Raw genomic sequence first — 21,320 nt, 5'->3', positions numbered from 1 at the left:
TTTATTATTTGCTGATATAAAGGGTTATGATCTAAGGATTGGAATATGCATAAAGTTTGCCGTACAACAAGTTTGATATTCAGTGCTGCTTTTTGGTCAATTGGCTGCTCAAATATGGCTCACTTGTCTGAGACCGATTCTTCTACTTCTCAAACGGCGCAAGCTACACCTGTAAAAGGTGGATTAACATCTGTGAGTGCGCCTACATTAGACGCGCCAGTTGTGGTGGATTGGCAAAAGATAGAGGCAGCCGCAGATAAAAAATATGAAGACAAGCCATTGGCTGATTATTATTTAAATATTTTATCCGAGGAGGAAAGCAATGGCGCGCCTTGGTTTTATGCCCAAGATTTTAATGTTTCTATTGAAGAGGCGCAGCGTCGATTATTATTGCAAGGGATTAGCTCGCCATTGATTGAAGCCATTGCAGAGCACTTAGGCGCGAATGTTGCTGCCGTTTATTATGATAATAATGACCCTGATGAATTTTCTATTAAAGTGACGACACTAACCAAGGTTAAAGCCGTCCCACCAAAATACGTGTATCACTTTAAGCAAAAGGAATTTGAAAACTACTCTTTTCCTATTTATATCCAAGCCACTAGTGATAAAACGCATCAGCAGATTGTTGCATTGCAAGAAAAAGCGTGGCCTGAGATATTAAAGCGTTATCCTGACGCTCAAAGTATTGGTTTTAGCCCAATGACCAATACTATTAATGTGACGATTTACCGCCCAACCCCCAACGAAACCGAGCGCCAACGCATAGAAAATGAGTTGACTGAGCTCGTTGGCTATCGTGTGATCGTTGAGTTTATTAAAAATCGTATGATGCTGCTTTGATAGAAAATTTTGTTTAACGTGCAGTAATACTACTCACCAGAGTTTTGAGCCGCTGATTTGGCCTGTTCTTCAGCGCTAGATTGAGAGTCGGCCAGTGGCGGTATCGGAATGTCCTGACGAATCTGCTTGGAGAACTCGCGGCTATTGACTACGCTGCTGCCTGCTAAATTATCAAAACCACGCACTTTTGGATTGATATGAGTGCGCTCGTACCAAGTATCCATCGACCAATTCTGCGCGCCGCTGTTGGGCTTGGCGTCGAGCATACCGACATCGTATAGATAGTTTGGCAGCCACCCAGAGACCCAAATCCGATAATCCCATGGCAAACGCTCGCCACTGACGATACGCGCCATATAAAAAATAATATTGGTACAGTTGCTAATCAACGTGTTGTACCAAGCAGGTTTAGCGTTCAAATCATCAGCCGCCGTTAGATAAGATTCAAATAGCGACCTCACTTCATGCTGTTGCAAATTGCTGATAGGAAACAGATAAACCTGCTCGCCGCGCGCATTGCTGCGCGTATAGATAATATCACGCTCCTCGCTAGCAATCAGGCTAAGCTCATAACGCCGAAAAAACCCAGCCAGCGCCGAAAAAGACTCGCCTGCTTCTTTACGAATCTCAAATGAGAAAGCAAGCGGTCTTTCATCCTCAAAGCGAAAGCTGACCAAGGTATGAGCAATCAGTGGCCCCATCCAGTATGAGTTGGTGACATCGACGCCCGAGAGTTTGGACATATCAATGGTACGGGTGTCCCAGCGCTCGGTGGCGTCTGTATCGGTATGCCAGTCAAAATTACGTACATTTTTGAGGGTGATTATATTAGGGTTGCTCGCGTCGCGCTCATAGGAGACTTGCTGGCTGACCTCTGCCATCCAGTCGCGCTGCTGCTTGGCTTCGATAGAAAAAAACCAGCCAACCCCGAGGCACCAAGTCGCAGCGTACATACCCATAAGCCAAGTGCTGGCCGGTTTTTTTGTGAGGGTATGGTGCTGGGATGAATGCTGGTAACGGCTACGTAGTAAGGCTGCCAGCAGGCAAACGATGATAATGGCCGCAAGCCAAGTGACGAGCGAGCGCACGCCAAACTGATACCAAATCGCTAATAGCAACCACAGCGCCGATAATAACAGCGCGGTGATGATAAACAACTGGACAAGATAGTAGCGCCATGTCTTTTTTTTAGGGTTTGTGGCGTCCGTCATTGTTTGGCCGTGACCGCTTGTAACATGAGAGCGCGGCAGGCTAGTTGGACATAGTCGGCGTAAACGAGAAAAAAACGAGCGTAAGGACATGGCGTTTATTATTGATAAATAAAGGCTTTGACCATAGCAAAGTTTATAACACACTGACAATACAATTTGCGTGAATTTATCGTTGAATGTCGGTGAGCCATGCGATAAAGTGAAGCTAATTTAGGCTGGTCTATTTATAGGCATTATTTGGCCGTGGTTGTGATGGCCTAATCATAAAACGGCTGTTTTATTTGTTATTTCTATCCCCATCTAGGTTTTTTTACTGTTCTCATTGTTATTAACTAAAGAGGTTAAACCATATCATCATGTCTGACGACACTCCCAGCCCGAGTAGTTGGTCGATGCGCGGCTTAAAACGCTGGCTATCGACCGCCCCCGAAACCCGTGATGAATTGATTCGTTTGGTACAGGATTCTCGTCAGTTTTTAGAGCCTGATACTGTCGATATGTTAGAAGGCGTGCTCGATCTGCCTGCCACTCAAGTCCGCGAGATTATGACGCCGCGCCCGCAAGTGATCGGCCTGCACGAAAGCGCAAGTCTGGCTGAGGTGATGGATATCATCCTCGACACCACCCACTCGCGTTACCCAGTATTTGATAGCCAAGATGATGATGCGGTCATCGGCATCTTGCTTGCCAAAGATTTGATTCCTATCTTAGTGCACATGGTGCGCGACCAAGAAGACAAAATCGACAGCAAGCGTCTCAGAGATCTGGTGCGGCAGCCGCTATATATCAGCGAAACGGCGCGCTCAGACACGCTGCTGCGCTCACTGCAGCGCACCCAAGTGCACATGGCAATCGTCGTCGATGAGTTTGGCAACTTTGCAGGGGTGGTCACCATGGAGGATTTACTCGAGGAGATCGTCGGCGATATCGTCGATGAGCATGATGACTTTGATGAAGACAGTGATATCAATAATATTATCGCTGATCCTGATAAGCCGCATACTTGGCGTGTACAGGCCTCGACGGTCATCGAAGACTGTAATGATGAGCTTGGCACCCATTTTGATGATACCGATGTCGATACCATGGGCGGCCTTGTCATGCAAGCGCTCGGCTACGTGGGCGACTTAGAAGGCGAGAGCGTAATAATAGATGACTGGAAAATCACCATTACCGATGTCGAAGGGCGTTTTATTCATAGCTTAGAGCTGACCAATATGAACGCCGATCAGCAGGTATTGATTGGCAGTCATTGATCGATGATGAGCCGCTTCATCGGTATAGGGTTGGTTTATAATAAAATGGCTATAAAGTGAGACGTGCTACTAGGAGGCTTTTGACAGCACCGTTGCACCGCCTCATACCAGTCTATAGATAAAAAAAACACGATTGCGGTCGTGTTTTTTTGTGTCTTGCCGTGGGCTTTTGCGACGCAATTTTACCCATTAATTGCTGTAGGCTGGTATCATGGGCGGGTTTATTTACTGAGTCTTTACTGAACGCTGATCAAGATTGGTCTTTAACTAAGCTTGGTTTTTTATCTTTTTATTTAAGCGTCGCTAAGTGAATGCTTACTATTTTAAAAATATGGTTCTGGATAACTGCTATGCGCCTGTCTACTCATGATTTACAAAAACGTCTCAATGCCGATAAGCCAAGGGGCTTACCCATGGCATTGACAGTATTGATTGCGTGGTTGGCAGGGGCCGTGTTTATCTTTGCACTTGCGCCTTATAACATCTGGCCGCTAGCATTGCTATCGCCTGCGATATTGTACGCCTTATTGATGCCACAGATGAGCGGCAAACGGGCGTTTTTGATCGGTCAAGCTTACGGTACAGGCTTGTGGTGCGTGGGGGCGTTTTGGCTCTACACCTCCATTCATGTGTACGGCGATACGCCAGCGTGGCTTGCTTTGATTATGATTGCGCTGATGGGTCTGGGCATGGGCTTGTTCCATGGCTTTTTGGGGCTGGTGTTTAATAAGATGGTCGGCAAGCAGCCCCTGTCTTTTGCCGCGCTTTGGGTGCTGCAAGAGTGGATGAAGACGTGGTTATTTACTGGTTTTCCGTGGTTGTTTGTCGGTTACGCCTTTACAGAGCAGTATTGGCTATCGTCACTTGCGCCAGTGGCGGGTGTGTTTGCAGTGTCTTTTGTGGCGGTATTATTGGCAGGCAGCTTAGTCGAGCTACTGCGTCGCCGCGCAGGCTATATGGTGGCTTCGATTGCCCTGCTAGCGCTCAGTACACTACTGTGGCTACTAAACCCGCAATGGACCAAACCAAAAGGCACGCCTGATGTGTCGGTGTCATTGATTCAGGGTAATATTCCGCAAGATTTAAAATGGCTGACTGAGTATCAAATAGAGACGCTCAAGATTTATGCCACGTTGACCCGCAGTGAGTGGGGGCGTGATATTATCTTGTGGCCTGAGTCGTCGATTCCGATGTTTCAGACCGATGCGATCGGCTTTATCAATGAGATGGTCAAAATGGCCAAAGCCACCAATACCACGTGGGTGACCGGTATTCCTTATAAGGATGAAGCGGCATTCGATGAAGCTCAAGATAAGTATCCGCCATTTTATAACAGCGTGATTGCGCTGGGTGCAGAGGCAGAAGGACTGTACAAAAAACAGCGCTTGGTGCCATTTGGTGAGTATATTCCATTTGAAGGGCTGCTCGATATTTTGCCAAACCTTGCAGGTAGTCAAGAGGTTATGAGCTATAGTCGCGGCAGTGAGGCGCAGTCGCCGCTACAGGTGCGTGGGCACAATTTGGGCGCTGCCATCTGCTATGAAGTGGCCTATCCTGATACCACGCGCAAAAACGCCATCGGTACAGACTTTTTATTGACCATCTCAAATGATGCATGGTTTGGCACTTCGGCAGGCCCGCTACAGCACCTACAAATGGTACAAATGCGCGCGCTCGAAAATGGCCGCTGGTTTATGCGTGCGACCAACACCGGTGTCACCGCCATTATCGACCACAAAGGCCGTATTGTTGAGCGTGCCCCGCAGTTTGAGCGCACCGTATTGCGCGGTGATGTACAAGCGCGGACAGGCAGCACACCGTTTATGCGTGTCGGTCATTATCCTGTCTTGTTTGTGGTGGCGCTGCTGCTGTTATTGAGTTATCTGGGCAAGCGGGCAACGACAAGAGCGCGCTTGGGTAAGTAGTTTTGCTGTGGACCCGTCGTGGTGCGCCATTTAAAGCAAATGATAACGCTAAGGCGCTCAAGTCATGGAGAAAAACTGCCCATAATAAATCCTTTAAATACTTAAGGGTTTTAACAAATCGCTATAAATTGCGATATAATGGGTCAATATTTCAAATATTTTGTGCAAGGTGGATAAGGTATGTCAGAAGGTATCGTCAATAACAATCCAAAAAAAGAGCTGTTATATGCTTTAGGCGGCATTGCCTTGTTTTTAGGCATTGTCTTACTTATTGGTATTTCTGCGTTTTTGCGTCCAGCGGGCGAGCATATTACTGCTGAGACGACCGAAGCTGCAGTCGCCGCTGATGAGGCAGAAGTCGTGGCGACTGAAGACACGGCTATTGAAGCAGATACGGATGTTGCAACCGCAGAAGCCGCGGCGCCCGATGCAGCCGCAGATGCGACTGTGACGCCAGCGGATGCAGATAGTGCCGTGGTAGCAGCAGAAGCAGGTACAGCGACCGCTTCTGGTACAGTAAGCCAAGCGGCGGTTGCCGATGCTGATTTAACCGCAGAGCAAGCGGATGGCGACGTGGAAGCGGGTGAAACTGTCGCACAATAAGCTGTTTTTGCCTAGGGCGTGTCCTCATTTTTAGCCCAATTAGATGGCTATCGATTGAATTGAGGACACGCCCTTGATACGGGCTGTCTTTTTTCATTATGACAGGATAGTTATCTTGTCATAGTGACTGATATTTGTCTTTTGGCAATGCCACAAATACTCGCTCTCAGTTACTGAGGGCGATTTTTTTTGTGAGCCATTGTGTAATTATTGACCAATTAATTCTTTACTTGCCGATAGACAGGTGAAACAATATTGCTCCTACATGACCGCTTATCTGAATAAATAGGGGTTTGGTCATTATTAAAGTGGTCTTTAAAGGAATAATCTTATGAGCAAAGAAGCAAATTCAGGGGTGAGTGCCGCTGAATTAGAATCGCTAGAAAACGGTTTTATGGGGCATCCAAAGCCGCTGCGTCCGCTATTTTTTACAGAGATGTGGGAGCGGTTTTCTTATTATAGTATTCGCCCGCTATTGGTATTGTTTATGGTGGCGACGGTAGGCAGTGGTGGTTTTGGGTTTGATGAAGTCACCGCTTCTGCTATCTATGGTATCTTTGCTGGTTCATTATATTTGGCGGCCGTCCCTGGCGGCTGGCTGGCAGACAACTGGCTCGGACAAGAGCGCGCGCTGTGGTGGGGCAGTATCATTATTGCCCTTGGTCATTTATGTATCGCGCTTTCGGCGATGTTTGGTATGACGCTGTTTTTTGTCGGTCTGATCTGTATTGTTTTGGGCTCAGGGTTATTTAAGACCTGTATTTCGGTGATGGTCGGAGCGCTGTATACCAAAGGTGATGTGCGCCGTGATAGTGGTTTTACCTTGTTTTATATGGGTATCAATATCGGCGGGTTATTGGCCGCGCTGATCGTTGGGATCTTTAAAGAAAAGGGCATGTGGCATGCCGGCTTTGGGGTCGGTGGTTTGGGGATGCTCATCTCGCTACTCATCTATCGTTTTTCTGCCCAAAAAACATTGACCCATTATGCCAAAGCCAAAGGCATCAGTGCTGAGTGGGAGCGCTCTAACGACCGCTATCATAATGTCGGACGCTGGGTCGCAGGATTTGTGGCATTATTGGTGGCTGTGATTGTGCTGGTCGCCACCGGTATCATGCCGTTTGAGGCAAGCATGGTCGCAGAGTATATGACCTATATCATCGCGGCTGTGGTGATTAGCTATTTTGCCGTGATGTTTGTCTCACCGCGCCTTGATAAAACCGATAAACTGCGTTTGTTGATTTGCTTTATTTTGATTATTGGCTCGACGCTGTTTTGGTCAAGCTTTGAGCAGCAACCGACCTCATTTAACTTATTTGCTGATCGCTATACCGACCTTAATGTCTTAGGGTTTGAGATACCAAGCATTTGGTTTCAGTCGCTAAACCCGCTGTTTATTTTGTTGCTCGCTCCTATTGTCAGTATTCTTTGGGTCAAGCTGGGTAATAGAGGTATCGAGCCAAACAGTATGGTCAAGTTTGCGCTGGGTATGTTGATTACTGCGGCAGGTTTTGGCTTGATGATTATCGCCTCAAAAAATATTTTGACCAATGAGACTGGCCTAGCATCACCCTTATGGCTGGTCGGTAGCTTGTTGCTGTTGACGCTTGGTGAGCTGGCCCTGAGTCCAGTAGGATTGTCATCGATGACCAAACTTGCGCCAAAAGGTATGCAAGGTCAGATGATGGGGCTGTTTTTTGCTTCTATCGCCATGGGTAACTTGGTTGCTGCATTTTTCGGTGGTCATGTCTCAGCGGACAAGATCGAAGGCTTGCCAACGCTATTTACGACCATGACCGTGTTTTTGGTAGTGACGGCGGTTATCTTGTTGCTATTGGCCAAGCCCATCAGTACTATGCTCAAAAATAGCGAACAGTCCGATCATGTCAGCTAAACGACACCAAAAAAGTTAGCGGATGCGTTTGAGCAAATGGTCAGGATAGCCAAGCACTAAGTCCGTGCATCAATAAGTAGGCTGATGATGAGACGTGTTACCATGGTTGGTAGCACGTCTTATCGTTTTTATCCGTGACAGGTCTTGCTCAAGCCATGACATATTTTTGTTCAAGCATTTTTTTATTCCAGTATTGAAAGCTTGTCATCTGCCCAAACATCTTAATAATATCTGGCTATTTATCACTTCTGCATGGTCAGTATTTGCATCAATGACTATTGATCATTCAACACGATTCAATGCGCGCTTACTCATTTACCCGCGCCAATAAGACGACTATCCATAGTCGCCGCGTCGTCGTATTTTTTTAATACAACCTCGCTTGCCCACTGTCTTCAAAACCAATAAGGAAAATTTTAATGAATAAACAACACATTCATGATCGTATCGCAAGTTTACGGGAGCGCATGGCCGCCCAAGACCTAACGGCCATCATCGTACCGTCAGCGGATCCGCATTTATCAGAGTATCTACCAGAGTATTGGCAGGGGCGTTTGTGGTTGTCAGGGTTTACAGGCTCGGTCGGTACTCTAGTAGTCACCGCCGATTTTGCGGGTCTGTGGACGGACAGCCGCTATTGGGTACATGCCGCCGCCCAGCTGGAGGGTACAGGTATCAGCTTAGAGAAACTGGCACCAAGTCGGCCAAACCATATCGATTGGTTGGCGACGCATTTGGCAGAAGGCGATAGTGTGGCGGTCGATGGCAATGTGTTGTCTATTGCGGAGCAAGACAAGCTGTTAGATGCGTTTGATGCCAATGACATTACCCTCATCACCGAGCGTGACGTACTGGCAGAGATTTGGACAGATCGTCCAGCATTGCCATCAGCGAAGCTATACCAGCATGATGCGCAGTTTGTGGCGCAGTCTGCGACCGATAAGCTTGCTGCGGTACGCTCAGGGATGCAGGAGGCTGGCGCGACTCACCATCTGCTCTCAAGCTTAGATGACATCGCTTGGCTGACCAATCTGCGCGGCAGCGATGTCGATTATAACCCCGTGTTTTTGGCGCATATGCTCATCAGTGCAGACAGTGCGACATTGTTTGTCGATAACAGCAAAGTCAGCAGCGATATCGCAAAAGCCCTAGAAGACAGCGGTATCACGCTTGCTGATTATGACGCAGTACAAGACGCTTTGAGCGCACTGACTCCAGAGGATTTGCTGCTGCTAGACCCCAATAAAGTGGCGGTGGGTACGCTATCAAAGATAGCCGATGATGTGGGCTTTATTGAGCAAATCGCCCCCAGCACGTTACTCAAATCTGTCAAGTCTGATGCCGATATCGAGCATGTCCGTGAAGCCATGCGCCAAGATGGTGCGGCCTTGTGTGAGTTTTTTGCCACATTTGAGCAGCGTTTAGCAGACGGCGAGCGTTTGAGTGAGCTGGATGTCGATAGTATGCTGATTGAGGTGCGTAGTCAGCAGCCGCATTATGTTTCGCCGAGCTTTCCGACGATTGCAGGCTTTAATGAAAACGGTGCACTGCCGCACTATCGGGCTACGCCAGAAAAGTTCAGCTACCTTGATGTCGCTGAGGGTGAGGGTGGACTGTTGCTGATCGACTCAGGGGCACAGTACCAAAACGGCACCACCGATATCACTCGCGTCGTCGGTATCGGGCAAGTCAGCGATGAGCACAAGCGCGACTTTACCACAGTACTAAAAGCGCATATCGCGCTTGCGCGCGCCTCTTTCCCTGATGGTATCGCCTCGCCACTCATCGATGCGATCTGCCGTGCGCCATTGTGGCAAGCACAAATGGATTACGGTCATGGTACTGGGCATGGCGTTGGCTACTTCCTAAACGTCCATGAAGGCCCGCAAGTCATTGCTTATAGTGCCAGTACGCCAAAAGAGCGCGCCATGAAAGCAGGAATGATCTCCAGTAACGAGCCAGGTCTATACCGCGAAGGTAAATGGGGTATTCGTATCGAAAACTTGGTGGTCAACACCCCAGTTGCGAACCCTACCGAGAGTGAGTTTGGTGAATTTTTACACTTCGAGACCGTCACTTATTGCCCAATTGATACCCGTTTGCTTGATAAATCATTGCTCGATCAAGTAGAGGTTGAGTGGCTAAATGACTACCATCGTCAAGTTTATGCTGAGCTAAAAGATCGCGTTGCTGGTGCAGCGCTTGATTGGCTAACAGAGCGCACCCAAGCGATTTGATCGAAAGCCTTAGGGCGTGTCTTTATTTCTGAAATGAAGACACGCCCTAGTAGACGTCCAATAAATAAGCCCCGTAAATGTTTACGGGGCTTATTTTTTGAAATGATCAGATGATATCTATAGTTTTTGGCTGTCTTTATTGGGCATTTAGCCAATCCCCAATCTTCAAGCCACTCTAAAACCAACCCAGTAGCACGCTGGCATAGCTTTACTCTTTTTATTTGGAATTAACGACAGGCTGATCTAAAGCCTCTGTCTCACCCAATTGCTGTGCCACCTCGGCATGGAGCCATGATTTGAGGTTTTCTGACATCAGCATCATCTGTTCACTGAGATAGTCATCGATCTGCATCTCGAGCTCATGGATGAGCGCTTGATGCGCGGCGCTAGATGGCTCCTCTTTTAGTGTCAGCTTGATGGCTGTACTGGCCTTATCTTTGATGGCTTTGACCGCTTTGACATTGGCATCATGGTTTGTATCATGAGTGGTTTGCTGATCAGCCGTTTGCGCTTCCTCATCGCTGCGCTCAGGGGCACGGACGGTCTGCGGCTGGGTGCTGGTGGTAGCGTCTTTATTACTTTGTATTTTTGCTATGCCAGCTTGCGCTGTGTCAGTTTTACTATCGGTGTCATGCACGTCGGATTTGGTGCTTTGGTGGGGCTCTTGACGGGCGGCTGGATGGGTACTATTTTCTTGATCATCAGTTGCTGCTGGCTTATGTGGTGGTTGTTTTTGTGCGGCTTGTGCTTTTGAGGCTATCTCTTCTTGTCGCTTTGCGTCCTCTGCTGCTTTTATTTTTTCTTGTTTTGCTTTGGCATCCGCTTGCGCTTGCTTATCGGCGATGGCTTTTGCAATGGCCTGCTCGGCATCGTGGTTGTCGTAGAGCTCATCGACATGAGTGTCTAGATCAGGCGTACTAAATACAAAGCTTTCAAACGGCGTCTGGGTCTGTAGCAAGGTGATGATGTCTTTTAGCTCTTGGGTAATGGCGGCGCGTACAGGCTCAGGAGCACACGTCCAGCGCTGATAAAACTGATGAGAAAATGAGTAGCTTGACATGGTATCTTCCATAAATGTACAAAAATTACCCCTTATCATACGCAAGTACGATAAGGGGCTGCAAGTGGTCAAACGTAGCAAATCTGACACCAAGGTTACAACGGCTAAAATAATAGTTTTTTAACATTTATTTAGCATTTTTAACGTTGTTTTAGGCGTTTTAGCTTGATGGTTGCACCGGCCAACGAGCGAATATAAGCGACCCATTGGTGCCACCAAAACCAATGCTATTGGAAACTGCATATTGCAGATTATCAACTTTACGTGATTGATTGGCCACGTAATCAAGGTTGCAGTTGTCTTCAACATTATCCAAGTTAATGGTCGGCGGTACCTGCTGATGTTGCAGGGCAAGCACAGTAAAGATAGCCTCGATGCCACCAGCGGCACCCAATAAATGACCAGTCATCGATTTGGTTGAGCTGACCAAAATGCTGTCTTTAACGGGCGCAAAAACGGTTTCGATCGCGATAGATTCGGCAACATCACCCGCAGGGGTACTGGTACCGTGGGCATTGACGTAGCCAACGACGGCAGGCTCAATACCGGCATCGTTTAGGGCGTTGCGCATGGCGCGCGCTGCACCGCTACCATCTTCTGGTGGCGCGGTAATGTGACTGGCGTCGTCACTCATGCCAAAGCCAGCCAGCTCAGCAAGTATCGTCGCGCCGCGCGCTTTGGCATGAGCGAGGCTTTCAAGGACGACGACACCCGCGCCATCACCGAGCACAAAGCCATCACGCTCTTTATCAAACGGACGCGAGGCTTTGGTTGGTTCGTCATTGCGAGTTGAGAGGGCATGCATCGCCCCAAAACCTGACATTCCAAGCGGGCTCGAGCCTTTTTCACTACCACCTGCCAGCATCACATCGGCATCGCCATAGGCAATCAAGCGCGCAGCAAGCCCGATAGCGTGGGTCGCGGTGGTACAAGCAGTCGAGGTCGCCAGGTTTGGGCCTTGTAAAGTGTGCTTAATAGCGACCAAACCTGCAGCCATATTAACGATAGAACCTGGAATGATAAAGGGCGAAACCTTCATAGCGCCTTTGTCACGTAGGGTATCACGGCTGTTTTCAATGGTCTGGATACCGCCAATGCCTGACCCTAAAATCACGCCAAAGCGCTCTTGCTCGACATCTTGTACAGGTGTATCAGCTGCGCTCACTTCATCGATGAACCCCGCATCCTTTAACGCCATGGCTGAGGCCGCCACACCATAATGCATAAACTCATCATAGCGGCGCGCGTCTTTAGCATTCATATATTGCTTGGCGTCAAAATCCTTGACCACGCCCGCAATTTGCGCCCGATAGTCGGTTGCATCAAAATGAGTAATGGGCGCGATACCGCTCTCGCCATTAAGTAGACGCGTCCACGAGCTTGCGACGTCTAATCCTAAAGGTGTCACCGCACCCATACCGGTGACCACCACACGCATCTCGTCTGGGCGTTCATAATGGGGCGGCTTTTGGCGCAGAGTTTGCTGGATAGTGGCAGCATTAGAGTCGGCGGCTTGCGCGTTTGGTGAACTGCTATGTTGGCTCATGCGATATATCCTGTACGTGTGATCCTAAAAAGAAGGTATTTTAACCGTTATTATAAAACACATTAGTGTACGTATGTAAACTAAAATTTAAACAATTAAAGGCTTATTAAGCAAAACAAACTTGACCCAATACCACGCCTTTACTTGCGCCAGTGACCGCTGGTAAGTTACCAGTTTGCCCCATTAGAGTTTGCCGTGCCAGCCAAGCAAAGGCAACGGCTTCGACCCAATCTGGATCCAGACCTAAGCTTGCGGTCGTGGTGACATGACAGTGGGGCAGGTGTGCTTGTAGCCGCGTCATCAGGTAATCATTTAGCGCGCCGCCGCCGCAGACATACACCGCGCTGTTTTTATGAGACTGTACAAACAGATGAATCTGCGCGCTGGCGCTAATGGCGGTCAGCTCGGTTAAGGTCGCTTGTACATCAGCGGACGAGTAATGAATATGCGCCGATGCTTGATCAAACCTTTGTAGCTCCTCTTGTAGCCACTCTAGGTTGAACTCCTCACGCCCTGTGCTCTTAGGATAAGATCTGGCAAAAAACGGATGCTCTAGCAGCTGATTTAGGAGTGGCTCTATTACTTGGCCAGACTGAGCCCAAGCACCGCCTGCGTCATAGTCATTGTCGGTATGCAGCGCGGTCCACGCATCAAGTAATAAGTTGGCAGGGCCAGTGTCATAGCCAACGACATGGCTATGAGTATCAGGCGTATCATTGTCAGCATAACCACTATCAGTATAATCATTGGCAGTATAATCATTGGCAGTATGATCACTGGCGGGCAAGACGGTAATATTGGCAATACCGCCTAAGTTTAATAACACGCGCGTACTATCAGGATCAGCAAATAATGCCTGATGAAACGCTGGCACCAAGGGCGCGCCTTGCCCGCCAACTGCCATATCACGGCGACGAAAGTCGCTGATCACACTGATACCTGTACGCTCAGCGATGACATTGGTATCGACCAATTGCAAGCTAAAACCCATTTGTGGACGATGGCGTACCGTCTGCCCATGACAGCCAATCGCCAGCACCGACTCGCTATCGGTATTTGACTGCTGCAATAAATTATTGACCACCTCGCTGGCAAACTCGCCATAGGTTTTGCTTGCCCAGCCAAACCAGTCCAGCTCGCTATTTGGCTGGTTGTTTGGCTCACCAGCGCTCGGCGTCAATGCTTGAATACCATTAGGCTGACACAGAGCAAGCAGCACTTCGCGCAGGCGCGGTGGGAAGTCTTGGCTATAAGTGGCTAAAAGCTGCAGCGGTTGCTGTGTGTTCTCACTATCACTTGCAAACTGACACAGCACCGCGTCCATACCATCTAAGCTCGTCCCCGACATCATACCGATATATAAGCCGTCATCGAAATTCTCAAACACCGTTTGTTCTAGGGCATCAGTGAGAGCGGTGTAGTCTAGGTCGTCATAATCGTTAGTAGTCGGCTCAGCGTCATTATTATTTGTATTTATAGTAGGTGCGGTGTTACTCATGGCAATTTCCCTTAAAAAAAGCTAATATATCTCTCAAATTCTAACACTTTTTATAGGCCTTCAAGATTCTAAAAGCCCTTGAGGCATTCATCATTTAATAAAGATAAACAAGAGAGCAACATGACAGAGCAGTCCTACAATTTAGAAGAACAACTGGCCCTGATTCAGCGCGGTACTCAAGAAATTTTATCCGAAGAGGATTTAGTCGCTAAGCTTAAACTGAATCGCCCGCTACGTATTAAGGCCGGTTTTGATCCTACTGCACCGGATCTGCATTTAGGCCATACGGTACTCATCAATAAGCTCAAGCATTTTCAAGACTTAGGTCATGAGATTTATTTTCTTATTGGTGATTATACGGCCAAGATTGGCGACCCTTCGGGTAAGAACAGCACGCGTCCGCCGTTGACCGATGAGCAAATCAAAGTCAACGCGCAGACCTATGCCGAACAAGTCTTTAAGATTTTGGATAAAGAAAAAACCAAGATTGTTTTTAACTCTGAGTGGTTCAACGACATGTCGGCAGGGGACATGATTCAGCTATCAAGCCAGTTGACGGTCTCGCGTATGCTAGAGCGTGATGATTTTTCCAAACGCTACGCGGCGCAAACGCCCATTGCTATCCATGAGTTTTTGTACCCATTGGTGCAAGGCTATGACTCTATCGCGCTCAAAGCTGACGTCGAGCTTGGCGGTACCGACCAAACCTTTAACATCCTAATGGGTCGCACCCTGCAAGGTCGCTATGGCCAAGAGCCACAAGTTTGTATTACGGTGCCGATTTTAGAAGGGCTAGACGGCGTTAATAAAATGTCAAAGTCACTTGGTAACTACGTCGGTATCTATGATGCCCCAGGCACCATGTACCAAAAACTGCTATCGATGCCAGATACTTTAATCCGTCGCTACTTTGAATTTTTAAGCTTTAAGCCGATGGAAGAAGTCGAAGCGTTAATGGCTGAGATGGAAAATGGTCGCAATCCACAAGAAATCAAACGTATCCTTGCTGAAGAGTTGATCGAGCGCTTCCATGATGCTGATGCTGCAGCTAACGCGCACAAGTCAGCGGGCAACGTACTTGCTGATGGCGAGCTGCCAGTGGACCTGCCAGAGGTGACGTTGGAGCTAGAAGGTGCGGATGCGTTATTTATCACGCAAATATTGAACCAAGCAGCCCTTGCCAAAAACAACTCAGCGGCAAAAGACATGGTCAAACGCGGCGCAGTAAAAGTCGATGGCGAAGTGGTTGACGCCGGCTTTAGCTTAACCTCAGGTCAGACAGTGGTTATCCAAGCGGGCAAAAAAGCCTATGCAAAAGTGACGGTTGCTTAAGTGATTGCTCACATCAATAATGGCTTGAGGAGAGATAAATGCTAGAACGGGTTACGTTATCAAGCAATGGCATTATCCTTGAACCATTAACGCTAAATCATACCGCTGACTTGGTTGAGGCTTGCCAAGATGGTGAGCTGTGGAAAATAAACGTGACGTCTGTACCTGAGCCAGACAAGGTCATTGATTATATTAATGTTGCAGATTCAATGACGGATAGACAAGCTTTTGCCGTCATTGATGAGCGTACTGGTAAAGCGATTGGCTCAACCAGCTTCCATGACATTTTGCCGACTACCAAAAGATTAGAGATTGGCTATACTTGGTATGCCAAATCGTATTGGCGCACGCATGTGAATACGACTTGTAAGCTCATGCTACTCACCTATGTATTTGAAACGCTACAATATCAAACTGTAGGCTGGCGTACAGATATTGACAACCATCGCTCACAACAAGCCATCGAGCGCTTAGGTGCTAAAAAAGATGGCGTGATCCGTGGCAATCGAGTACGCCGTGACGGCGTTATTTCAGATACCGTGATGTATAGCATGATCTATTCTGAATGGGCAGACATCAAGTCTAAGCTTACAGCAAAAGTACAAAGCATCTATTAATCTTTTAATTATCAATATAAATGAGTGGTTTATGTCTCAACAAATTCAAAGTACGGTAGCCCAAGGCATTTACCGCCATTATAAAGGCAGCCTGTATCAAGTATTGCATACCGCGCGGCACTCAGAAACCGAAGAGTTGCTTGTGGTCTATCGTTGTCTTTACGGTGAGTATGGCGTTTGGGTGCGGCCGTTGGCGATGTTTGCTGAGACCATTATGCGAGAAGGCAGAGAAATACCAAGGTTCGAGTTGATAAAAAAGCTCACGGATTAAACGAGCAGCCTTTTAATGAATAGCACAACAAAAGCGACCCTTCATAGGTCGCTTTTTTAGTTCCTACTCATAAATTATTCTCAAAAAATTCCTTTAATACTTTATGAAAACCAATAGGCTCATCAAGCGGTACGGCGTGACCTGAGTGCGGTAAAACGATTTCTGTGGCGTTGGGTAGCATCTGCGTTACCTGTTGCTGCCACTTAGCGTTATAGAGCTGTGAGCGACCTCCGATTAAGTTCACGACTGGAGTAGTAACTTTTTCTATCACCGCCCGAAAATCGTACTCCAGATTTAAGTATGCTTGCAAACAGCGCATCTTATGCTGCCAAATGCGGTGGTCATAGAGCGCAAGCTTAGGATCGTTCTTATAAGTCATCGCTTGTATAAACGCTTTTGAGCGTCTGCGGTTGACGGATAGTAAGGAAAACTGTCGCTCGACATCAGTGACGCGGCGCTTGAGCGCAAAGGGCAGGTGGGTAAAACTCTCGAGCTGAATATACGGCAGCGTCATATTCACCACCTTATGAAAGACTGCAAACACCTCGCGCTGCCGCGTACCAAACAAACCGCCTTGCCAGTCAGGCTGGTTATGAATCGCAGGGCTTTGGTCGATGTTTAAATAACGACTGACTCTTGCGCTGCCATAACGCGAAAAATACGCCCACATCACTTGTGCACCCATCGAGATGGCGGCGACGGGCAATGCGTCTATGTTGCGTGCCAAACAAATTTGCTCAATGACAACATGGAGGTCATCGGCGTATTGCCGCAAAAAATCAAACTCACTCAACTCGATATCCTTTGCGGCTCCAAACCCGCGTAAATGCGGCAGATAAAACGTATAGTGACCGAGCAAAGGCAGGATGAATGGCAAAAACTCACGCGCATCCATCCCGTACGCGTGGAGCAGTAGCACCGGCTTGCCGTGGCCGATAACTGACATGGGTAGCAGCGTGCCTTTTGCCACCTCGATGTTTTTTGTATGCAGCTGATACTGATTGAGCAAAGCAGGGCGCGGCACAGCAAATAGGTTGGTTTTCATCAGGTATGATACCTTATTGCAGAGCAGGGCATCACGCTGACGCAAACGTTTTGCCACTGATAAAACTCTGCTATATTAAAACAATTAAACTGACCATAGCATAAAAAATGCCTAGCGGTAATAGCGGCGAGCAGGTTAAGGGATGAGCGGCCGATCAATGATCATCAGTGACATAAAGGAAGAGTGTATGAGCAAATCGACGTTAGCCTTGCTTGATAGTAGTTTGTATCCACAGCGCTGGCAGCAGCAAACTTTTGCGACCCCGCAGGCGCTACTAGTCGCGATGCTAAGCGCAGAGAGCATGCCTGATGCTCGGGATTTTACACAACAGTTATTAGCCAATGAGGTGTATCAGGACTGGATCAATAGCAGTGTGTTTGGCCGCTATTTGCATCGGAACTTCACCGCTTTTTATCGGCAAAGCGAGGACAGCTTTAATACCGATATGCCCGCATTATTTCGCCGTGAGCTGACGCGTCATGCGCAGTATTTACCGCTGGGGCAAGTGCTGTTTTTTGCAGGTGATATGCCAAAGCAGGTACGACAAACCAAGCTGCTAACCACCACGGTCAATCCTGCGACTGCTATCATCGATGCGCAGCCAAGTAGCCGTGCTGTGCAATCTACACAGATGGTAGTCAATCAGCTAACCATCATCGGCAAACACCTCTTAGGGTTTCCTATTCGCCATAATAAGCGCACCAGTGAGCGCATTCGAAATGAAGTGCTGATTTTGGACTTTCAGCAGGTGACACTGGTCAAAGAAACCCAAACTCAACCCAAAAAAAGAAGCAACATAGATGAGACTATATTGCTTCGGTCTTATGAGTTACGTTAGAGAGCAAAACGGCCGGCTAAGCTTTTAACGGCCTTGCTTCGCAATGGTCAAACCATTATAAGTTTGCGCCACTGGCATCACTTCCAAGCGATTGACATTGATATGGGCGGGCGATTCAATCAACCACAATAAAATATCGCCGATATCCTCACCAGTCATGGTTTTAAAGCCGTCATAGACTTTGGCGGCTTTCTCATCATCGCCATGATAGCGCACATTCGAAAACTCAGTGCCCGCGACATTACCTGGTTCAAGATTGGTGACGCGCACCTGCGTACCGACTAAGTCCGCGCGCAGATTTAAGCTAAACTGTTTGACAAAGGCTTTGGTCGCACCATAGACATTACCGCCAAAGTACGGCCAACTGCCAGCGATAGAGCCGACATTGATAACATAACCGCTGTCGCGTGCCACCATCGCAGGTAGTACAGCGTGGGTCAGCGCCACCAGACCTTTGATATTGGTATCGAGCATACGCATCCAGTCATTGAGATCTGCCTCATGGGCAGGCTCAGTACCGAGCGCTAGCCCAGCGTTATTTACCAAAACATCGATGTGCTGAAAACCAGCCGGCAAGTCAGCAATGATTTGCGAGATAGACGCTGTATCACTGACATCCATGACCACCGGCAAAAACGCCTCGCCCAATGTAGCTGCCAGTGCATCAAGCTTATCGCGGCGTCTGGCACAACCGATCACTTGGTGACCGCCTGCGACCAAACGCTCTGCCAGCACCTTACCAAACCCTGCACTTGCTCCTGTGATCAATACGTTCATGTTATGTCCTTATAAGTGATATCGTATGTGGCTTTTATGATATGAATGGTGCGCTGTTTTGTGGCAGCTTGCGCTTATCTATTAAATAGCTGTTTACCAAAGATTTTATCGCCAGCATCGCCTAGACCTGGGATGATGTAACCGTGCTCATCTAAATGGCTGTCTAGCGCCGCTGTAAAGATGGTCACATCAGGATGCGCTTCGTTGACCAAACGCACCCCTTCAGGAGCCGCTACCAATACCAACGCCTTGATATTGGTACAGCCGTTTTTCTTTAGCATCTCAATGGTTGCGACCATCGAGCCGCCTGTGGCTAGCATTGGGTCAATGATTAGGGCAGGGCGCTTGTCCATGTGGCTGACGAACTTTTCAAAGAAAGGCACAGGCTGCAAGGTTTCTTCGTCACGTTGTAAGCCGACGACAGAGATTTTGGCCGTAGGGATCAAATCGAGTACCCCATCTAGCATGCCAATACCGGCACGTAATATAGGTACGATGGTTGCCGTCTTACCGATGATTTGCTCACCTGTGATTTCACCACACCAGCCTTCCATTGGGAAGGTCTCAATTTCAAAATCACGGCTTGCTTCGTACGCCATCAAGCGCGCAAGCTCTTTGGTTAATGTACGAAATTTATAAGTGCTACAGTCTTTTTCGCGCATTAGGCTGAGTTTATGACGGACTAGCGGATGATCGATTACAGTAATTTTTAAGTCACTCATAAGTACTCTCTTGGTTTTGGCTTGGTTTTGGGTCTGATGCTTGCGCAGTCGCTGCGGTTGCCATTAGTATAAAAGATACAAACACTTACCACACGTTACCCCGCCTTTAGCGCAGCCATAGTAAGCTTAGCCTACCTAACAACCGCGCCTAGAGATTTTATCTCTTGACAGCACGATTCTCTTTGACTACATAAATGGCGACATATATAGAGTTATCACAACATGCTTACCGCGCAAAATATTACCAATAAAGTTGAGTTGTTATGGTAAGCGGCCACGTATTGAGCGCATCAATGAGGATGCTATGTTGTATTAAATCGACTATGTTTTACTATTATGGATGACTATATGACGTCAGGGTCGGTGAAGTAGTGTTTAGGCCTGCTATGATACCAAAAAAACCGCTTTTTTGATGAAGAATCTTATGACCAATCAACCAACTAGCAACCAGCACCCCATGTCTCATACAGAAATCGACGCAGCATTGTCAAAAGACGATGCTTTAGAAGTAGAAACCCATCCGTTTGCCCCAGTACTGCCTGCAAATGCCAGTGTAATGATGATGGGCACGTTTCCACCGACCGCTGATAAATGGGCAATGCGCTTTCACTATCCAAACTTTTATAATGATATGTGGCGTATTTATGGCGGCGTGTTTTTTGACGATATTGATTACTTTAGAGTAGAGGGCGAAAAGCGTTTTGATTCTGAGCGTATTCGCGACTTTATGTTTGATCGCGGTATTGCCTCGTGCCCGACGGTAAAGCAAGCCATTCGTGAGACCGGAAATGCGTCGGACAAACACCTAACCGTCGTTACCCCAGTGGATTTAGATAACATCTTGCTGCAAGTACCAAAGGTTAAGACGCTCTTTACCACTGGCGGCAAAGCAACTGAGGTCTTGCTAAGCCTACTAGCGGAGCCACCTGCCAAATCCAAGCATCCGAAGACCAATCAAAGCATGCAGTATCGTTATCATTGGCAGCATCATGACAAAGACCCCGCCGTCAAAGAGCTGACTTTATATCGCCTGCCCTCCACCTCACGCGCTTATCCTTTGGCGTTAGACAAAAAAATCGCCGCCTATAAAGCTTTTTTTGAAAAAATGGGCAAGCTATAAAGGATACATAAAGAAGCATAGATAGAATAACGTCTTCTGAGAACCAAGAGGGCTAAACGCTAAAGCAGAGTAATTGAGATTAGCGGTAAATTATTTCCCCTGTTAACTGTTTGATATATATCAAGTGTCAATCATCATGCCAAATAATCTCTTAATTAATAAGTCTGGCCCCTTGACCCCCACCCAAATACGCGTATAATGCCACCCAGTCGAAAGGGAAGGCGGATTAAAGAGTGGTTCATTTAAAGAATGAATCATCATTTTAAACTCTTAAACTCCAAGCCTAGCCAACTAATTTAAAATAAATCAAATTAGTTCTTGACTTACCAAATAAAGCGTCTATAATACGCACCTCATCAGGACGAGCTAAGCATTACTAGGGTAAATTACATAGTAATAACGCAGCGAACCTTGAGAAACAAATTAGATAAAAAAGCTTGACAAACCAAATCGTTATGATATGATAGTCGGCTCGCTAATAACGATAAGCACATTGCTTAGTTATTAGTTATATAACTCTTTAAC

At 47.5% G+C, this 21,320-nt stretch carries 18 protein-coding genes; 11 read left to right on the top strand and 7 right to left on the bottom strand.

What is annotated here, in order from left to right; genetic code table 11:
- Positions 1–45 precede the first annotated feature (45 nt).
- A complete protein-coding gene (locus tag JMX98_RS11560) occupies positions 46–843 on the top strand; it encodes a hypothetical protein (protein ID WP_201586770.1) in 798 nt (265 codons plus the stop codon).
- Positions 844–872: 29 nt separating this feature from the next.
- Here JMX98_RS11560 and JMX98_RS11555 read toward each other — a convergent pair whose 3' ends face one another.
- The gene (locus tag JMX98_RS11555) at positions 873–2,054 is read right to left on the bottom strand and encodes a DUF4105 domain-containing protein (protein ID WP_227680155.1); all 1,182 of its coding nucleotides are present in this window, start codon (positions 2,052–2,054) and stop codon (positions 873–875) included.
- Positions 2,055–2,410: 356 nt separating this feature from the next.
- On the opposite strand from JMX98_RS11555, the gene JMX98_RS11550 reads away from it, so the two are divergent.
- From JMX98_RS11550 to JMX98_RS11530, 5 genes are all read left to right on the top strand, one after another.
- Positions 2,411–3,310 (top strand): HlyC/CorC family transporter, encoded by a 900-nt coding sequence (locus JMX98_RS11550; protein ID WP_201586766.1) that lies wholly within the window; start codon positions 2,411–2,413, stop codon positions 3,308–3,310.
- A gap of 350 nt (positions 3,311–3,660) precedes the next feature.
- A complete protein-coding gene (lnt, locus tag JMX98_RS11545) occupies positions 3,661–5,235 on the top strand; it encodes an apolipoprotein N-acyltransferase (RefSeq protein WP_201586764.1) in 1,575 nt (524 codons plus the stop codon).
- A gap of 180 nt (positions 5,236–5,415) precedes the next feature.
- The gene (locus tag JMX98_RS11540; RefSeq protein WP_201586763.1) at positions 5,416–5,838 is read left to right on the top strand and encodes a hypothetical protein; all 423 of its coding nucleotides are present in this window, start codon (positions 5,416–5,418) and stop codon (positions 5,836–5,838) included.
- Positions 5,839–6,169: 331 nt separating this feature from the next.
- Positions 6,170–7,732: a peptide MFS transporter gene (locus JMX98_RS11535; RefSeq protein WP_201586762.1), complete on the top strand. Its 1,563-nt coding sequence runs from the start codon at positions 6,170–6,172 to the stop codon at positions 7,730–7,732.
- Positions 7,733–8,151: 419 nt separating this feature from the next.
- Positions 8,152–9,969 carry an aminopeptidase P family protein gene (locus JMX98_RS11530; protein WP_201586761.1) on the top strand — a complete coding sequence of 606 codons (1,818 nt, stop codon included), beginning with the start codon at positions 8,152–8,154 and terminating at the stop codon, positions 9,967–9,969.
- A 217-nt stretch (positions 9,970–10,186) separates the two neighbouring features.
- Here the strand turns inward: JMX98_RS11530 and JMX98_RS11525 are convergent, their stop codons facing one another.
- The 3 genes from JMX98_RS11525 to JMX98_RS11515 form a co-directional block, all read right to left on the bottom strand.
- Positions 10,187–11,029, bottom strand: coding sequence for a hypothetical protein (locus tag JMX98_RS11525; RefSeq protein ID WP_227680154.1), 843 nt, complete (start codon positions 11,027–11,029; stop codon positions 10,187–10,189).
- 160 nt (positions 11,030–11,189) lie between these two features.
- Positions 11,190–12,467 (bottom strand): beta-ketoacyl-ACP synthase II, encoded by a 1,278-nt coding sequence (gene fabF, locus JMX98_RS11520; protein WP_227680156.1) that lies wholly within the window; start codon positions 12,465–12,467, stop codon positions 11,190–11,192.
- A 214-nt stretch (positions 12,468–12,681) separates the two neighbouring features.
- Positions 12,682–14,073 (bottom strand): anhydro-N-acetylmuramic acid kinase, encoded by a 1,392-nt coding sequence (locus JMX98_RS11515; RefSeq protein ID WP_201586757.1) that lies wholly within the window; start codon positions 14,071–14,073, stop codon positions 12,682–12,684.
- 120 nt (positions 14,074–14,193) lie between these two features.
- Between JMX98_RS11515 and tyrS the strand changes: the two genes are divergently transcribed.
- Genes tyrS through JMX98_RS11500 form a run of 3 tightly spaced genes read left to right on the top strand, consistent with a single transcriptional unit; the run spans position 14,194 to position 16,293 of the window.
- A complete protein-coding gene (gene tyrS / locus JMX98_RS11510; protein ID WP_201586754.1) occupies positions 14,194–15,405 on the top strand; it encodes a tyrosine--tRNA ligase in 1,212 nt (403 codons plus the stop codon).
- A gap of 38 nt (positions 15,406–15,443) precedes the next feature.
- Complete coding sequence (locus tag JMX98_RS11505) at positions 15,444–16,022, top strand: GNAT family N-acetyltransferase (RefSeq protein WP_105244251.1); 579 nt, start codon at positions 15,444–15,446, stop codon at positions 16,020–16,022.
- A 31-nt stretch (positions 16,023–16,053) separates the two neighbouring features.
- Positions 16,054–16,293, top strand: coding sequence for a DUF1653 domain-containing protein (locus tag JMX98_RS11500; protein WP_105244250.1), 240 nt, complete (start codon positions 16,054–16,056; stop codon positions 16,291–16,293).
- A 67-nt stretch (positions 16,294–16,360) separates the two neighbouring features.
- On the opposite strand, the gene JMX98_RS11495 is transcribed toward JMX98_RS11500, so the two are convergent.
- Positions 16,361–17,338 (bottom strand): alpha/beta fold hydrolase, encoded by a 978-nt coding sequence (locus JMX98_RS11495; protein ID WP_201586752.1) that lies wholly within the window; start codon positions 17,336–17,338, stop codon positions 16,361–16,363.
- A 187-nt stretch (positions 17,339–17,525) separates the two neighbouring features.
- Between JMX98_RS11495 and JMX98_RS11490 the strand changes: the two genes are divergently transcribed.
- Positions 17,526–18,176, top strand: a complete 651-nt coding sequence (locus JMX98_RS11490; protein WP_201586751.1) for a hypothetical protein — start codon at positions 17,526–17,528, stop codon at positions 18,174–18,176.
- A 24-nt stretch (positions 18,177–18,200) separates the two neighbouring features.
- Here the strand turns inward: JMX98_RS11490 and JMX98_RS11485 are convergent, their stop codons facing one another.
- Together JMX98_RS11485 and upp are read right to left on the bottom strand one after the other, a co-directional pair.
- Positions 18,201–18,953 carry an SDR family NAD(P)-dependent oxidoreductase gene (locus JMX98_RS11485; protein ID WP_201586750.1) on the bottom strand — a complete coding sequence of 251 codons (753 nt, stop codon included), beginning with the start codon at positions 18,951–18,953 and terminating at the stop codon, positions 18,201–18,203.
- A gap of 74 nt (positions 18,954–19,027) precedes the next feature.
- Complete coding sequence (upp, locus tag JMX98_RS11480; RefSeq protein ID WP_075101966.1) at positions 19,028–19,675, bottom strand: uracil phosphoribosyltransferase; 648 nt, start codon at positions 19,673–19,675, stop codon at positions 19,028–19,030.
- 457 nt (positions 19,676–20,132) lie between these two features.
- Between upp and JMX98_RS11475 the strand changes: the two genes are divergently transcribed.
- Positions 20,133–20,795: a DNA glycosylase gene (locus JMX98_RS11475; protein ID WP_201586777.1), complete on the top strand. Its 663-nt coding sequence runs from the start codon at positions 20,133–20,135 to the stop codon at positions 20,793–20,795.
- Positions 20,796–21,320: the final 525 nt, after the last annotated feature.

It is taken from the genome of Psychrobacter sp. HII-4, from assembly GCF_904846595.1.
In the GTDB taxonomy this organism is placed as follows: Bacteria; Pseudomonadota; Gammaproteobacteria; order Pseudomonadales; family Moraxellaceae; genus Psychrobacter; species Psychrobacter celer.
The sequence above is the reverse complement of the archived record's forward strand: the minus strand, read 5'-3'. Positions and strand labels throughout refer to the sequence as shown.

Coding starts and splice junctions, on each gene's coding strand:
- JMX98_RS11560 (WP_201586770.1), top strand. CDS start 46: ATGCATAAAGTTTGCCGTACAACAAGTTTGATATTCAGTGCTGCTTTT.
- JMX98_RS11555 (WP_227680155.1), bottom strand. CDS start 2,054: ATGACGGACGCCACAAACCCTAAAAAAAAGACATGGCGCTACTATCTT.
- JMX98_RS11550 (WP_201586766.1), top strand. CDS start 2,411: ATGTCTGACGACACTCCCAGCCCGAGTAGTTGGTCGATGCGCGGCTTA.
- lnt (WP_201586764.1), top strand. CDS start 3,661: ATGCGCCTGTCTACTCATGATTTACAAAAACGTCTCAATGCCGATAAG.
- JMX98_RS11540 (WP_201586763.1), top strand. CDS start 5,416: ATGTCAGAAGGTATCGTCAATAACAATCCAAAAAAAGAGCTGTTATAT.
- JMX98_RS11535 (WP_201586762.1), top strand. CDS start 6,170: ATGAGCAAAGAAGCAAATTCAGGGGTGAGTGCCGCTGAATTAGAATCG.
- JMX98_RS11530 (WP_201586761.1), top strand. CDS start 8,152: ATGAATAAACAACACATTCATGATCGTATCGCAAGTTTACGGGAGCGC.
- JMX98_RS11525 (WP_227680154.1), bottom strand. CDS start 11,029: ATGTCAAGCTACTCATTTTCTCATCAGTTTTATCAGCGCTGGACGTGT.
- fabF (WP_227680156.1), bottom strand. CDS start 12,467: ATGCGTGTGGTGGTCACCGGTATGGGTGCGGTGACACCTTTAGGATTA.
- JMX98_RS11515 (WP_201586757.1), bottom strand. CDS start 14,073: ATGAGTAACACCGCACCTACTATAAATACAAATAATAATGACGCTGAG.
- tyrS (WP_201586754.1), top strand. CDS start 14,194: ATGACAGAGCAGTCCTACAATTTAGAAGAACAACTGGCCCTGATTCAG.
- JMX98_RS11505 (WP_105244251.1), top strand. CDS start 15,444: ATGCTAGAACGGGTTACGTTATCAAGCAATGGCATTATCCTTGAACCA.
- JMX98_RS11500 (WP_105244250.1), top strand. CDS start 16,054: ATGTCTCAACAAATTCAAAGTACGGTAGCCCAAGGCATTTACCGCCAT.
- JMX98_RS11495 (WP_201586752.1), bottom strand. CDS start 17,338: ATGAAAACCAACCTATTTGCTGTGCCGCGCCCTGCTTTGCTCAATCAG.
- JMX98_RS11490 (WP_201586751.1), top strand. CDS start 17,526: ATGAGCAAATCGACGTTAGCCTTGCTTGATAGTAGTTTGTATCCACAG.
- JMX98_RS11485 (WP_201586750.1), bottom strand. CDS start 18,953: ATGAACGTATTGATCACAGGAGCAAGTGCAGGGTTTGGTAAGGTGCTG.
- upp (WP_075101966.1), bottom strand. CDS start 19,675: ATGAGTGACTTAAAAATTACTGTAATCGATCATCCGCTAGTCCGTCAT.
- JMX98_RS11475 (WP_201586777.1), top strand. CDS start 20,133: ATGTCTCATACAGAAATCGACGCAGCATTGTCAAAAGACGATGCTTTA.